Here is a 13,537-nt window from a genome sequence, read left to right as displayed (position 1 = left end):
GACAGGCAGACAGGCAAAGTGACCGGCAACTGTTGCCGGGCGCCTCAAGACCGGATACCGGCCCCGTCGAACCGGAGCCACGCCCAGGCGGCCGCGGCCGCCACGAGCACCACGCCGACCCCGGTGGCCATGGCGGCGACCGGGACGTGGGTGCCGGCCGTGCCGGAGTAGACCGCTGCGGCCAGGCCGACGCCGACCGCCGTGAGGGCCGCGTAGCTCGGTCGCGAGACCGAGGCGAGCGCGGCACCCGCGGTCCCCCGGAGCGGCAGCAGCGTGACGACGAGAGCACCGAGCCCACCGACGCAGAGGGTGCTGGCGAACTCGGAGACGAGCGACCCTGCGAACCCGGAGGCCGGGGTGAGGCTGTGCAGCACCCATCCGACGACCGCGAGGACGAGCAGTGCCACCGAGCGCCAGAAGGCACTCCGCGCACACGCGGCGAGGCCCCGTCCGAGGTGCATGGCGGCGGTGCCCACGTCGGTGCGGGCGACCGGGACGAGGAGGACCCCGACGACGAGGGCGGGGGAGAGGTCGGCGGCGCGGGTCAGTCCGCTCGCCAGGACCGCTGCGAGGAGCAGGCCGGGGGACAGCTGGTACGTGACGGTGTGTCGGTCTTCGCCCGCGGTCCAGCGGGTGGCGAGGACGACCCCGGCGCTGAGCACGGCGACGCCGGCGACGACGCCGATCGCGAGACGGACGTAGCGTGCCTCCAGCGCGATGCCGGTCCCGAGGAGCGTGAGCACCCCGGCGACGGCGATCCCGAGGGTGACCGTGACCCAGCTCGCCACGGCGTCGTCGCCGTGGCGACGTTCGGAGCGGGTGCGGTTGCGGCCGGTGAACCGGGCGGCCCGCAGGGGTGCCCGTTCGCGGAGGGCGCCAGCGAGGACGCGGACCGGGCCGGCGACGAGCAGGAGGAACACGGCGGCGACGCCGGCCGCGACGGCGAGGGTGCGCCACGAGGACGCGGACTGGATGGTGGGCACGGCGTGGTCGTACCCGGTGGCGACGGTCCAGTCGCCGGCGGGACCCGTCCAGTCGGGGCGGCCGCCGTGGCTGCCGGAACCGCCGGCGCCACCGCCGGGCAGCGCGCTGCCGGACGTACCGTCGTCGCTCGACCCGGTTCCGGCCCTGCCGATGCCGGACCCGTCGGCCGTGTCGGAGCCCGATCCGTGGGCCGGGGCGGTGCCGCTGCCGTGCGCGCCGCCACCTCCGGCGCCGCTGCCGGGGGTGGTGCCGGGGGAGCTGGCGGCGTCGACGGAGGCGCCGCGGGAGACGCGGAACGCGACGGCGGTCGCCGCGGACGAGGTGTTGCCCGCTTCGTCCTGGGCCACCGCACGGGCCATGTGGGACCCGGCGCGGAGGCTGTCGGCTGCGCGGCAGGACCACGATCCGTCCGCGGCGACGGACGCCCGGCAGACCGCGGTCGAGTCGACGTAGGCGGTGACGACGGTGCGCGGCTCGGCCGTCCCGGTGATCCGGACCCCCTGCGTGCTGCCCGGGGCCGATCCGGCCGGCGCGGTGATCCGCGGCGCGGCCGGGGCGGTCCGGTCGACGACGAGGGTCCGAGCGGCCGAGGCGGCACTCCGGAGGTCCGATCGGTACCCGGTCGCGGTGCTCGCGGTCTGCGTGGCACTGACACTGACGCTGCCCTCGGCCGGTGCGCCCGGGCCGGTGCCCCATCGAGCCGCCCAGGTGCCGGCCGCGGTGACGACCGCGGTGAGCGCGGCGGAGGAGCCGGCCCGGCCGACGGTCACGGTGGCACCCGGGAGGCCCGTGCCGGTGACGGTCCCCGTGGTCGGGCGCCGGGCGTCGATGGTCGGCGGCACGATGACGTCCGACGGTGCCGCATCGGCGTTCGGCAGCGCGGACGCCGTCATGTCCAGGACGGTGAAGACCTGGGCCGGGCCGGAGCGCACCGTCCCGACGCAGGACCAGGTCCCGCCGGGCGTCGCGGTGGCGCGGCAGACCGACGCCGAGGGGACGGCGGGCTCGGCCACGCGGACCTGGTGGCCCGGTGTCGCACGACCGGCGAACCGCGCGAGGGCGGTCGTGATGTCCCCCGGGTCGACGATCGTCGGCGCGGTCGGGGTACCGCCGGACGGTGGGATGGGGGTGTTCGTCGGGACCGGGCTCGAGGCGTCCCCCGGGCCGGGCGCCGGCGCGGGCACCGGGTTGGAGTAGACGGGAGGCTGCGTCGGGGACGGCTGCGGCGCGTCCACCGTTCCAATGCCGGCTCCGGTCCCGGCGCCGGGGAGCGTGGTGGTCGTCGCGAGGGCGGGAACGGACACCAGGGGCAGGAGCACCAGCCCGACGATGGTGACGAGCGACCGGGCGGCAGTCCTCCGGGATCGTCGACGACGGACGTTGCCCCCGACGTCCTGGTGCTGCACGTTGTCCCCGCCCGTGTCCATCCTGTCCATCCCATGCGATCCGGGCCCTCCGGTCAACACCCCGCGCGGCGGAACACCCCGGTTCCGCATCATCCGTGCCCTTCCGTGCGTCGATCGGGGCCCCCTCCGGACGCGGTCCGCGAGCCCGGTGTGCGTCACTCGGGAATCGGCCGTGAAGATCGGCGAGCGGCGAGGTCGCTCCGAGGCGCTCGGTAAGATCGATCCGGACCGCTGAGGTCCGACAGCGGGCTGCGGAGGTCCGCACGCAACTGCGGCCCGACGCGCAAAGGAGTACGCCCGAATGGACACCGGACTCGTCACGACGCTCATCGTGATCGGCGTTGTGGTCGTCGTCCTCGTGGTGATCGGCATCTGGTTCTGGTCCAGCCAGAAGTCCCTCGTCGCGTTGCAGCAGCGCGTCGACACGGCCTGGGCCGAGATCGCCGCGCAGCTCCACGAACGCGCCGAGCTCCTCCCCACCATCGTCGACACCGTGCAGGGTCATGCGGCGCACGAGAAGTCCGTCCTGACCGCCGTCACCGACGCCCGGGCCGAGACACTCGCTGCGCACGACGCCGTCGCCGCCTCCACTGCCGAGGGGCACATGCAGAAGGCGCTGAAGAGCGTGTTCCGCGTGGCCGAGGGGTACCCGCAGCTGCAGTCCAGCCAGTCCTTCCTCGAGTTGCAGTCGCGGCTCGTGTCCACCGAGGACAAGATCCAGTCCGCCCGCCGGCACTACAACGGTGGCGTGCGCGAACTCAACACCAAGGTCAAGTCGTTCCCGGCTTCGAGCATCGCGAAGCGTCGGGGCGTCGGGCCGGCGCCGTTCTTCGAGACCGCCGAGCCGGCCGCCATCGCCGAGCCGCCGCGGGTGCAGTTCTAGCGGTCCCGGCCGTCGAGTCCCCGGCACGCGCCGTCGAGTCCCCGGCACGCGCCGTCAGGGCCGGGGAGTGACTCCGAGCGCTGCGGCGAGTGCGCGTGCCGCAGTTCCGCGGTCGGTGACCTCGACCCCGTCGAGCCCCTGCCACGCCGCCGTCCGCCGGAGCAGTGCTGCGAGCCGCTCGACGTCGATCACGGCTCCGGGCTCGTGCCACGCCGTCCGGACGTGCAGGACGCCGCGCTGCCGATCGCTCTTCAGGTCCACCCGCCCGACCAGGGCGTCGTCCTGCAGCACCGGGAGCACGTAGTACCCGAACACCCGTTTCGGCGCGGGCGTGTAGATCTCGATCCGGTAGTGGAAGCCGAACAGCCGCTCGGCCCGCGGACGGAACCACACCACCGGGTCGAAGGGGCTGAGGACGGCGTCGACCTCGACCCGACGCGGCACCCGGGCGTCGACGTGCATCCACGCCCGGTCCCGCCAGCCCTCGACCGTGACCGGGACCAGCTCGCCGGCGTCCTGCAGGTCGGCGATCGCGGCAGCGGTGTCGTCCGCACGCAGTCGGTGGTGGTCGGCGAGGTCGGCGCGGGTGCCCACGCCCACGGCCCGGGCCGAGCGGCGGACCAGCTCCCGGACGGCGTCGGCCCGGCTGGGTGCGGTCGCGAAGTACCCCGACGGCAGCACCTGCTGCGGCAGGGCGTAGACCCGCTCGAACCCGGACCGTCCCGCGCTGACGACGTCACCCCAGCGGAAGAGCTGCTCGAGCGCGTGCTTCACGTCGCTCCAGCCCCACCAGGGGCCCCGTCGGACGTTGGACTCGTGTTCGACCGCACTCGCGGGCATCGGTCCCTCGGTGGCGAGCAGGGCCAGGAGCTCGTCGCGCACCCGGGCAGTGCGTTCCACGCCGGGGATCCGGAGCGGGTTGGTCGTGTCACGCTGCCGGTAGGCGTCCATCCGCCACCGGAACAGCCGGAGGTCATCACGCGGGACGAACGCCGCCTCGTGAGCCCAGTACTCGATCCAGGGGCTGCGCTGCGTCAGCGTCAGCCGGTCGAGGGCGCCCTTGTCGTACGGACCCAGCCGGGCGAAGAGCGGCAGGTAGTGGCTGCGCTCGAAGACGTTGACGGAGTCGATCTGCAGCACACCGAGTCGGGCGAGGCCGGCCGACACCGCCCGGTTCGGGACGAGCACCGCCGGCGAGCCCGAAGGCGACGGGACCGCCGTCGAAGGCGACGGGACCGCCGCCGAGGGTGTCCGGCCGAACCCCTGCGCGGCGAGGGCGACGCGGCGGGCCTCGGCAGCGGAGAGCGTCGTCCTGACCATGACGGGAACGCTACCGATCCCCGCCGACGCCCGGACCGGCACCTGCCCGGTTCCGCGTGGCTACAGTGGCGGAATGGCATGGGGCAAGAAGACTCATCCCGACCCCGTGGTCGAGGATTCGGTACCACTCGGCATGCGCATCGCGGGGGCGTTCTCGTGGCGCGTGCTCGTCATCGCGGGCGTCATCGCCCTCTTCATCTGGCTGATGACGATCTTCAGCGAGATCCTGATCCCCTTCCTGATCGGCGTCGTGATCTCCGCCCTGCTCGTGCCGCTCTCGAACCGGCTGCAGCGCTGGCACGTCCCGAAGTCGCTCGCTGTCATCATCAGCCTGCTCGGCGGGCTCGCCGCGGTGGCCGCCCTCGTGTGGCTCGTGATCGACCAGATCGTCGCCTCGTACCCGTCGCTGCGGGACCGGACGGTGTCCCAGTACGGCAACGTCCGGTCGTTCGTGCTCAACTCCGGATTCGGGATCTCACAGAAAGACGTCAACACCTGGCTCGACGAGGCCACCAAGTGGGTGCAGGACAACTCCGGCACGATCCTGTCGGGCGTCGCGAGCGCCGGCTCGAGCGCCACGCACGTGTTCGAGGCGCTGTTCATCATCCTGTTCACCACGATCTTCCTGCTCATCGACGGCAAGAACGTCTGGCGTTGGACGGTCCGGCTGTTCCCGCGCAAGGCCCGGGCGACCGTCGACGGTGCGGGCGTCGCCGGCTGGATCACCCTGACGAGCTTCATCCGGGTGCAGATCTTCGTCGCCTTCGTCGACGCGGTCGGCATCGGCCTGGGTGCGTTCATCGTCGGCCTGTTCTTCGGCGGAATGCCCCTGGTCATCCCGATCGCCGCGATCGTGTTCCTCGGCGCCTTCATCCCCGTCGTCGGTGCGATCGTCACCGGCTTCCTCGCCGTCTTCGTCGCTCTGATCTTCAACGGCCCGCTGGCCGCGCTCCTGGTGCTCGGTGTCGTCCTGCTCGTGCAGCAGATCGAGGGCCACATCCTGCAGCCGCTCGTGATGGGCAACGCGGTCAAGGTGCACCCGCTGGCCGTCGTGCTCGGCGTGACCGCAGCCTCCGGTCTGGCCGGCATCGCCGGTGCGTTCTTCGCCGTCCCGCTGATCGCCACCCTGAACGCGATGGTCACCACGATCGCGAGCGGTCGCTGGCGTGGACTCGACTCGGACCACGTGCTCGAGGCGACCCCGAAGCACGGTCAGCACGGCAGGATCCAGCTGCTGCGGCGACGACGGCACCAGGTCGGCGACGACGTCCCGGCGCCCGGCAGCGACGCGCAGCCAGCCGCCGAGCCCGGCACCGCCAGCACCAACTGAGCGTCACGTGGCAGCCGCGGAGTCCGCGACCGACGATGATGGGATCGTGACCGACACGACTGCGCCCCCGATCCCGACGCTCGCCGACATCGAGGCGGCGCGCGCGACGATCGCCGGGGTCGCACGGGTCACCCCGATGGAGACGTCGAAGTTCCTCGAGGGACTGCTCGGCTCGCCCGTCCACCTGAAGTGCGAGAACCTGCAGCGCACCGGTGCGTACAAGGTCCGCGGCGCCTACAACCGGCTGTCGACCCTGTCGGCGGCCGAACGGGAGGCCGGCGTCGTCGCCGCCAGCGCCGGCAACCACGCGCAGGGGGTCGCCTTCGCCGCCCGTGAACTCGGCATCCCCGCCACGATCTTCACCCCGGTGGGCGTCGCCCTGCCCAAGCTGCAGGCCACCCGCCGCTACGGCGCCGACGTGGTGCTCCGCGGGCACTCCGTCGAAGAGGCGCTGTCCGCCGCGAAGGAGTTCGCGGCCCGCACCGGAGCGGTCTTCATCCCGCCGTTCGACCACCCCGCCGTGATCGCCGGCCAGGGCACGCTCGGACTCGAGATCGTCGACCAGGTCCCCGACGTCGACACGGTCGTCGTCCCGATCGGCGGCGGCGGCGTCATCTCCGGCATCGCGATCGCCGTCAAGGGCCTCGCCGAACGCCTGGGCCGCGAGATCCGGGTCATCGGCGTGCAGGCCGAGAACGCCGCCGCCTACCCGTCGTCGATCGTCGCGGGGGAGCCGCTGACGATCACGACCTCGCCGACGATCTCCGACGGCATCGCGGTCGCACGTCCGGGCGACATGAACTTCCCGATCATCCGCGACCTGGTCGACGAGATCGTCACCGTCTCGGACGACGACACCGCCCGGGCCCTGCTCGTGCTCCTCGAGCGCGCGAAGCTCGTGGTCGAGGCCGCCGGAGCGGTCGGCGTCGCCGCGATCATGTCCGGCGCCGTGCACGACACCGGCAGGACCGTGGTGTTGCTCAGTGGCGGCAACATCGACCCCCTCATGATGGAGCGGATCATCACCCGCGGCCTCGTCGCGGCGTCGCGCTACATCGGCATCCGGATCATGCTGCCGGACCGCCCGGGCCAGCTGGCCCGCGTGTCCCAGATCATCTCGGACGCCGGTGCGAACGTCGTCGAGGTCCTGCACACCCGCCACGGCCAGGGACTCGTCATCAACGAGGTGGCCCTCGACCTGTCCATCGAGGCGCGTGGACCCGGCCACGCGGACGAGGTGATGGCGCGTCTGCAAGAAGCCGGGTTCCGCCCGGAGCAGCTCACCAACTGACGGATCGCCGCGCGGCGGCAGCGGCCGTCCTGGAGGCCCGCCCCGGCTCCGGCGTCCGGCTCACGCCGGACGTGCCACGGGCCTCCAGATCGATGTCGGCCACGGTCGACGGGGTCCGGACGCGGATCGTCGACGGAGCGCACCGCTCGGGTCGACTCGACGTCCGCCCGGTCGGCCGCACGACGTGGGAGACCCGCACACTCGTCGTCCACCCGCCCGGCACGGACCGACACGAACGCCTGCTGCTCCGGTTCGCGCACGCATGGCCGCTGGCGGGCCTGGTGGTGGCGGGAGCGGCCACGGTGGCCTGGACCGGGGTGAGGTGACCACTCGATGGGCAGGCACGAGCGCGCACACGCAACAGCCCGACGTGCGCGAGGGAGAGCGCACGCCGGGCTGGAGTGTCAGGTGCCGGACGGCAGCGACGGCCTAGGGCTCGTAGCGCTCGACGTTCGTGACCTCGACCGCGATCTCCTTGCCGTTCGGCGCGGTGTACGAGGTCTTGCCGCCGGTGCGGAGGCCGAGGATCGCGGCGCCCACCGGGCTGACCGGGCTGTACACGGTGAGGTCCGAGCCCTCGGCGACGATCTCGCGGTTGCCCACCAGGAACGTCGACGGGTCGCCGGCGATGGTGGCCGTGACGACGGTGCCCGGCTCGACGGTGCCGTCGAACTCGGCCTCCGTCACCGTGGCGTGCTTGAGGAGCTCGGTCAGCGACCGGATGCGGGCCTCGATCTTGCCCTGCTCGTCCTTCGCGGCGTGGTAGCCGCCGTTCTCCTTGAGGTCGCCCTCTTCACGGGCGGCCTCGATGCGGCTCGCGATCTCGATGCGGGCCGGGCCGGTGAGCTGCTCGAGCTCGGCGGTGAGACGGTCGAACGCCTCCTGGGTCAGCCAGGTGCCCTGCGTGTCGTTGCTCATGTCGTTTCCCTTCGGCCGTGGTGGTCGGGACCGGTCACGGCGTGTGGCGCAAAAGAATCGAGACCGGCCGGCGGCCGGTCTCGATTCGTGATTCCGAGCAGTCTAGGGAACCCAGCACGAGTGGATCAACCCGGTGACCGCCCGCGTCGTCGTCTTCACCTGCGTCGAGATCGAGCGGTCACGCTGATCCTCCGCGGGCAGCGTCACGACCCGCCATCCGACGATCGTGTACGACTTGTCCAGCGCCTGCACCGCGCACTCCACACGGGTGCCCGGGTCGACGGCGACCTGGGTGTGCACGACGACGCTGTGGTCGGACAGGACCTCGTACCCGACGTCGTCGGTGTCGAGCCCGTGCGTGGTCTGACCGGGGCCTGCCCAGATCACCCAGACGGCGAACACGACCGCGATGGCCGCCGCGATCACGACGGCGAGCAGCTTGCCGCGCCGCCGGGTGTCCACGCTGCGTCCGTACCGGTCGTCGAGCGACGTCCGGTCGTCGAGGACGGCGGACGTACCGCGTTCGGTTCCGCCTGCTGGGGCGTGGTGCTGATCGGACAGTTCGGGGCTCCCGGGGTGATTATCCTGATCCAAGGGTAGTTCACGCTCGCCGTGCGCCACCCGCGACCGCAAGTCCGCGAGCTGTGAAGGAACGCCGTGCCCCATCGTCTGCTGGCCGTGCACGCCCACCCCGACGACGAGTCGAGCAAGGGAGCGGCCACGGCGGCGAAGTACGTGGCCGACGGCGCCCAGGTCCTCGTCGTCTCGTGCACGGGTGGTGAGGCCGGAGACATCCTCAACGAGCAGCTCCCGGACACCGCGAAGGCCCGGGCGCACCGCGACATGGCCGGCTTCCGGCGTACCGAGATGGCCGCAGCGCAGGCAGCCCTCGGCATCGACCACGTGTGGCTCGGGTACCACGACTCCGGTCTGCCCGACGCCGAGAAGGGCGAGACCGTCCGGCCCGGCACCTTCGCGACCGTGCCGCTGGAGTACAGCACCGAGGCACTGGTCCGCGTCATCCGGCGCTTCCGTCCGCACGTCCTGGTCACCTACGACGAGAACGGCGGGTACCCCCACCCGGACCACATCCGGACGCACGAGGTCTCGGTCGCCGCCTGGCGCGATGCCGCCGACCCCGAGACGTACCCGGATGCCGGCCCGGCCTGGTCGGTCTCGAAGCTCTACTACGAGCGCACGATGAACCCGCGCCGGATCACCGCCTTCCACGAGGCGCTGCGCGAGCGGGAGCCCGACAACCCGCTCCTCGAGCAGCTCGGCGAGTGGGTGGAGCGGTTCGCGGACCGCCCGGACCTCGCCACGTCGCACGTCGACGTGCACGAGTACTTCGACGCGCGCGACGCCGCGCTCCGCGCACACGCCAGCCAGGTGCCGCCGGACAGTCCCTTCTTCTTCTGGCCGAACGACCTGCTCGCCGAGGTCTGGCCGACCGAGGACTACCAGCTCGTCGAGTCCCGGGTCCCCACCGAGCTCCCCGAGTCCGACCTGTTCGCAGGCATCCCATCCGAAGAGGACGCACACGCGTGAGCACCATCGCCGCGGTACTGGCCGCCACCACCCCCAGTCCGAGCCCGAGTGGTGTCCCGGACGTCGACGTCACCCCGGGGGTCGCCGGCTTCGTCGCGATCGCCCTGGTCGCCATCGTGACGATCCTGCTGGTGGTCGACATGACCCGACGCATCCGCCGGACCCGCTACCGCGCCGAGATCCGGGAGCGCCTGGAGGCCGAGGTCGCCGGCGACTCCGGCGACGGTGCCGTGACGGACGAGCCGGCGCGTCGTGTCGCCGAGGACGGCCGGGCCGACGTCGGCGACGACACCGAGCGCGGCTGACGCGACGCGCTGAGGGACGGGAGGCTCCCCACCGGCTGGTGGGGAGCCTCCCGTCCGTGTCCGTGTGGTCGCGCCCCGCCGTCTGCGGGAGACACCGTCGTGTGCGCGAGACGCCGCCGAGATCGGCGCAGTCTGGCTCGGACGGCGGTGTCTGGCTCGGACGGCGGCGTCTGGCGCAGACGGGCCCCTGGCGGCCGGGTCAGCGCACCGGGTGCAGCGCGATCACCAGGATGCCGGCCCACTGCGCCGCGAAGGCGACGACGGTGAGGGCGTGGAAGACCTCGTGGAAGCCGAAGAACGTCGGCGAGGGGTCCGGACGCTTGAAGCCGTAGACGGCCGCGCCGAGGATGTAGGCCAGTCCGCCGGCGAGCACGAGCACCGTCATCGGCACGCTGGCGGCGAAGAGCTGCGGCAGGATCAGGAACGCCGCGCAGCCGAGCGCCAGGTAGAGCGGCACGTACAACCACCGTGGTGCACCGATCCAGAAGACGCGGAACGCGACGCCGAGCAGCGCGCCGCTCCACATCACCCACAGGACGATCACCATCAGTTCGTGCGGCAGCGCGCAGACCGCGACGGGTGTGTAGGTGCCGGCGATGAGCAGGAAGATGTTCGTGTGGTCGATGCGCTTGAGCACGCGCTTGACGACCGGTCGCCAGGGGAAGCGGTGGTAGGTCGCCGAGACGCCGAACATGATCAACGACGTGGCCATGAACACGGCGCTCGCACCCTTCGCCGCCGGGGTCGCCGCGAGCGTGATGAGCACGATGCCCATGGCCGCTGCGAACGGGAACGTGCCGGCGTGGATCCAACCGCGCCATGCCGGGCGGGCGTCGGCGGGACCGGTCGTGGTCGGGGTGGTCTCGGCCTCCTCCGTGAACGGCACGTGGGGGAGGGCGGGCACGCCCTGGTCTGACTGCATGCTCCGACCGTACGGCCGGCGGACGGGACGGTGGCTGAGAGTCAGCACGAGGGGTGCTTGCACTACAGTCGACGCGTGACGGGCAAGCTGGGATGGGCGGGACGCGGGCTCCTCTACCGCGCCTACCAGAACCGCATCCGCCGCCAGATCGACGGGGCGCAGAAGCCCCGGCACGTCGCGATGATCGTCGACGGGAACCGGCGGTGGGCCCGGCAGCTGGGCCTGGAGACCGCCGCCCACGGGCACCGGGCTGGCGCGGCGAAGATCCCCGAGTTCCTGTCCTGGTGCGAGGACCTCGACATCCAGGTCGTCACGCTCTACCTGCTCTCGGCCGACAACCTGAAGGGCCGTGGCGGCGAGGAGCTCGACCAACTCGTCGGGATCATCGCGGACCTGGCCGAGCGGCTCTCGCACCACCGCACCTGGCGTGTCCAGCACGTCGGCTCGAACGACGGCCTGCCGCCGGAGCTCGTCGCGGCACTCGCAGCCGCCGAGGAGCGCACCGCCGACCACACCGGGCTGCACATCAACCTGGCGGTCGGCTACGGCGGCCGGCGGGAGATCGCCGACGCCATGCGGAGCATCGTCCGGAGCCATGGTGAGGGCGGCGGGACGCTCGACACCCTGGCCGAGGTCCTCACGCCCGAGCTCATCGGCGACCACCTGTACACGCAGGGGCAGCCGGACCCGGACCTGATGATCCGGACCTCGGGGGAACAGCGGCTGTCGGACTTCCTGCTGTGGCAGAGCGCGCACAGCGAGTTCTACTTCGTCGAGGCGTTCTACCCGGACCTCCGGGAGGTCGACTTCCTCCGGGCGGTCCGCGACTTCGGGTTGCGGTCGCGCCGGTTCGGCGGCTGACCGGACAGGTCTGAGCGCCCGCACAGGAAGCGAGACGTCCTCATGGCTTCCGGTCGCCAGCATCCGCCTCCTGGCGTTCCGCGGACTGCATTCGCCCGCATGCACGGGTCCCAGTAGGCTCACAGGGTTCTGCCCACTGGAAGGTGCCCCCGTGACCACGATCGACGAGTACGTCGCCGGCTTCGCCGAGGAGCCCGGATACCTCGACCACGCTGCCTTCGGTCCCGTGCAGACCGCCGTCCTCGAGGAGCAGCGTGTCCTCGGCCACATCCAGGAGCACATGCGCTTCGGGGCCATGGAGACGCTCGACGAGCAGAACGCCCGCGTCCGCGCCGTCGCCGCCCGGCTCGTCCGCCGCCGCGAGGACCAGGTCGTCTCGCAGACCGCCACCACCCCCGGCCTGCTGCACACCGCGTTCGGCCTGACCGGCGGGGTGCTCGTCGCCGCCGACGAGTACCCGTCGCTGCCGCTCGCCCTCGCCAGCGCCGCCTCGGCCACCGGCGGCCGCGTGCAGCCCGTCGTCATCGAGTCCGGCGCCGGCTGGCTCACGCCCGACCTCATCCGCGAGCGTCTGTCGGACGACGTCACCGCGGTCGCGCTGTCCCTCGTCGACTGGCGCACCGGGTACCTCGCCGACCTCGCCGCCATCCGCGATGTGATCGGTGACCGTCTGCTCATCGTCGACGCCATCCAGGGCTTCGGCATCGTCGACGCTCCGTACGAGGTCGCCGACGTCGTCGCCACCGGCGGCCAGAAGTGGCTGCACGCCGGGTGGGGCACCGGGTTCACCGCGTTCAGCGACCGCGCCCTGGAGCGCGTCAAGCCGGCACTGTCCGGACCGCACGGCACGACCGGCTGGCCCACCGACGTGCCGAGCGTCCGCCCCGCAGCCGCCGCCTTCGCCATGTCGCGCGTGGACCCGGTCTCGCAGGCCCGCCTCGCCGTCTCGCTCGAACGCCTCACCGCCGTCGGCGTCGCCGCCGTGCAGGAGCGCATCGCCGACCGGGTGGACCGGATCATCGACATGGCGGACGAGTTCGGGCTGCCCGTCGAGTCCAGCCGCGACCCCCGCGAGCGTGCCGGCATCGTCGTCCTCCGACCAGCCGCCGGACGGCTGACGGCGCTCACCGCGGCGATGCACAACCACGGCGTCACCGCGACCGCTCGTCTCGGCGAGGTGCGGGTGTCCGCGTTCGCGTCCACCACGGACGAGACGCTGGGCATGTTCCGCGACGCGTGCATCTCGTACGCGACGATGGGCTGACGCCGGCGCTTCTGGCCCGGCGCTGCTCGGCCTCGTCCGGCGCCGAGCGGTCGCGACTCTCCGTCTGCACTCCGCCGAGCGGTCACGTTGTGTCGCTCTGGGGTGGCTGGAGCGACGTCCTGTGACCGCTCGGCGCGGAGTGCTGGGCGTGGCGAGACGGGCGGGGAGGCGCGTGGCGGGGCCGCACCGCGCCTCCCGTCGGCACTCCGCCGAGCGGTCACGTTGTGTCGCTCTGGGGTGGCTGGAGCGACGTCCTGTGACCGCTCGGCGCGGGATGCTGGGCGTGGCGGGACGGGCGGGAGGCGCGTGGCGGGGCCGCACCGCGCCTCCCGTCTGCGTCCGCCGAGCGGTCACGACTCCCCGTCTGCGTTGCGCCGAGCGGTCACGTCGTGTCGCTCTGGGGCGGTGGGAGCGACGTCCTGTGACCGCTCGGCGCGGGGTGCTGGGCGTGGCGGGACGGCCGGGAGGCGCGTGGCGGGGCCGCACCGCGCCTCCCGGACGTTCA

At 72.6% G+C, this 13,537-nt stretch carries 13 protein-coding genes; 8 read left to right on the top strand and 5 right to left on the bottom strand.

The window, feature by feature from the left end:
- Positions 1 to 44 precede the first annotated feature (44 nt).
- Positions 45 to 2,420, bottom strand: a complete 2,376-nt coding sequence (locus DEI89_RS07170) for an Ig-like domain-containing protein (protein ID WP_181421541.1) — start codon at positions 2,418 to 2,420, stop codon at positions 45 to 47.
- Between the two features lie 271 nt (positions 2,421 to 2,691).
- On the opposite strand from DEI89_RS07170, the gene DEI89_RS07165 reads away from it, so the two are divergent.
- On the top strand, positions 2,692 to 3,273 hold the full coding sequence (locus DEI89_RS07165) for a LemA family protein (protein WP_110903347.1): 582 nt from the start codon (positions 2,692 to 2,694) through the stop codon (positions 3,271 to 3,273).
- A gap of 54 nt (positions 3,274 to 3,327) precedes the next feature.
- Here the strand turns inward: DEI89_RS07165 and DEI89_RS07160 are convergent, their stop codons facing one another.
- Positions 3,328 to 4,593 (bottom strand): winged helix-turn-helix domain-containing protein, encoded by a 1,266-nt coding sequence (locus DEI89_RS07160; RefSeq protein WP_110903346.1) that lies wholly within the window; start codon positions 4,591 to 4,593, stop codon positions 3,328 to 3,330.
- Positions 4,594 to 4,666: 73 nt separating this feature from the next.
- Here DEI89_RS07160 and DEI89_RS07155 point away from each other — a divergent pair, with 73 nt between their 5' ends.
- From DEI89_RS07155 to DEI89_RS07145, 3 genes are all read left to right on the top strand, one after another.
- The gene (locus DEI89_RS07155) at positions 4,667 to 5,923 is read left to right on the top strand and encodes an AI-2E family transporter (RefSeq protein WP_258368813.1); all 1,257 of its coding nucleotides are present in this window, start codon (positions 4,667 to 4,669) and stop codon (positions 5,921 to 5,923) included.
- A gap of 46 nt (positions 5,924 to 5,969) precedes the next feature.
- Positions 5,970 to 7,214, top strand: a complete 1,245-nt coding sequence (gene ilvA, locus DEI89_RS07150; RefSeq protein WP_110903400.1) for a threonine ammonia-lyase — start codon at positions 5,970 to 5,972, stop codon at positions 7,212 to 7,214.
- A gap of 92 nt (positions 7,215 to 7,306) precedes the next feature.
- Positions 7,307 to 7,540 carry a DUF6611 family protein gene (locus DEI89_RS07145; protein ID WP_110903344.1) on the top strand — a complete coding sequence of 78 codons (234 nt, stop codon included), beginning with the start codon at positions 7,307 to 7,309 and terminating at the stop codon, positions 7,538 to 7,540.
- A gap of 103 nt (positions 7,541 to 7,643) precedes the next feature.
- Here the strand turns inward: DEI89_RS07145 and greA are convergent, their stop codons facing one another.
- Both greA and DEI89_RS17620 read right to left on the bottom strand, forming a co-directional pair.
- Positions 7,644 to 8,132, bottom strand: coding sequence for a transcription elongation factor GreA (greA, locus tag DEI89_RS07140; RefSeq protein WP_110903343.1), 489 nt, complete (start codon positions 8,130 to 8,132; stop codon positions 7,644 to 7,646).
- 102 nt (positions 8,133 to 8,234) lie between these two features.
- Entirely contained in the window at positions 8,235 to 8,594 is a 360-nt protein-coding gene (locus DEI89_RS17620) for a DUF4307 domain-containing protein (protein WP_181421540.1), read from the bottom strand.
- 195 nt (positions 8,595 to 8,789) lie between these two features.
- Between DEI89_RS17620 and mca the strand changes: the two genes are divergently transcribed.
- Together mca and DEI89_RS07125 are read left to right on the top strand one after the other, a co-directional pair.
- Entirely contained in the window at positions 8,790 to 9,680 is an 891-nt protein-coding gene (gene mca / locus DEI89_RS07130) for a mycothiol conjugate amidase Mca (protein ID WP_181421539.1), read from the top strand.
- Positions 9,677 to 9,985, top strand: coding sequence for a hypothetical protein (locus DEI89_RS07125; RefSeq protein WP_110903341.1), 309 nt, complete (start codon positions 9,677 to 9,679; stop codon positions 9,983 to 9,985). The genes mca and DEI89_RS07125 overlap by 4 nt, the downstream gene beginning before the upstream one ends.
- A 199-nt stretch (positions 9,986 to 10,184) precedes the next feature.
- On the opposite strand, the gene DEI89_RS07120 is transcribed toward DEI89_RS07125, so the two are convergent.
- Positions 10,185 to 10,907, bottom strand: a complete 723-nt coding sequence (locus DEI89_RS07120) for a hemolysin III family protein (RefSeq protein ID WP_110903398.1) — start codon at positions 10,905 to 10,907, stop codon at positions 10,185 to 10,187.
- Between the two features lie 75 nt (positions 10,908 to 10,982).
- Here DEI89_RS07120 and DEI89_RS07115 point away from each other — a divergent pair, with 75 nt between their 5' ends.
- Both DEI89_RS07115 and DEI89_RS07110 read left to right on the top strand, forming a co-directional pair.
- On the top strand, positions 10,983 to 11,768 hold the full coding sequence (locus tag DEI89_RS07115) for an isoprenyl transferase (protein ID WP_181421538.1): 786 nt from the start codon (positions 10,983 to 10,985) through the stop codon (positions 11,766 to 11,768).
- Between the two features lie 151 nt (positions 11,769 to 11,919).
- Positions 11,920 to 13,032 carry an aminotransferase class V-fold PLP-dependent enzyme gene (locus DEI89_RS07110; RefSeq protein WP_110903340.1) on the top strand — a complete coding sequence of 371 codons (1,113 nt, stop codon included), beginning with the start codon at positions 11,920 to 11,922 and terminating at the stop codon, positions 13,030 to 13,032.
- Positions 13,033 to 13,537 lie beyond the last annotated feature (505 nt).

It is taken from the genome of Curtobacterium sp. MCBD17_030 (assembly GCF_003224255.1).
Lineage (GTDB): Bacteria > Actinomycetota > Actinomycetes > Actinomycetales > Microbacteriaceae > Curtobacterium.
The sequence above is the reverse complement of the archived record's forward strand: the minus strand, read 5'-3'. Positions and strand labels throughout refer to the sequence as shown.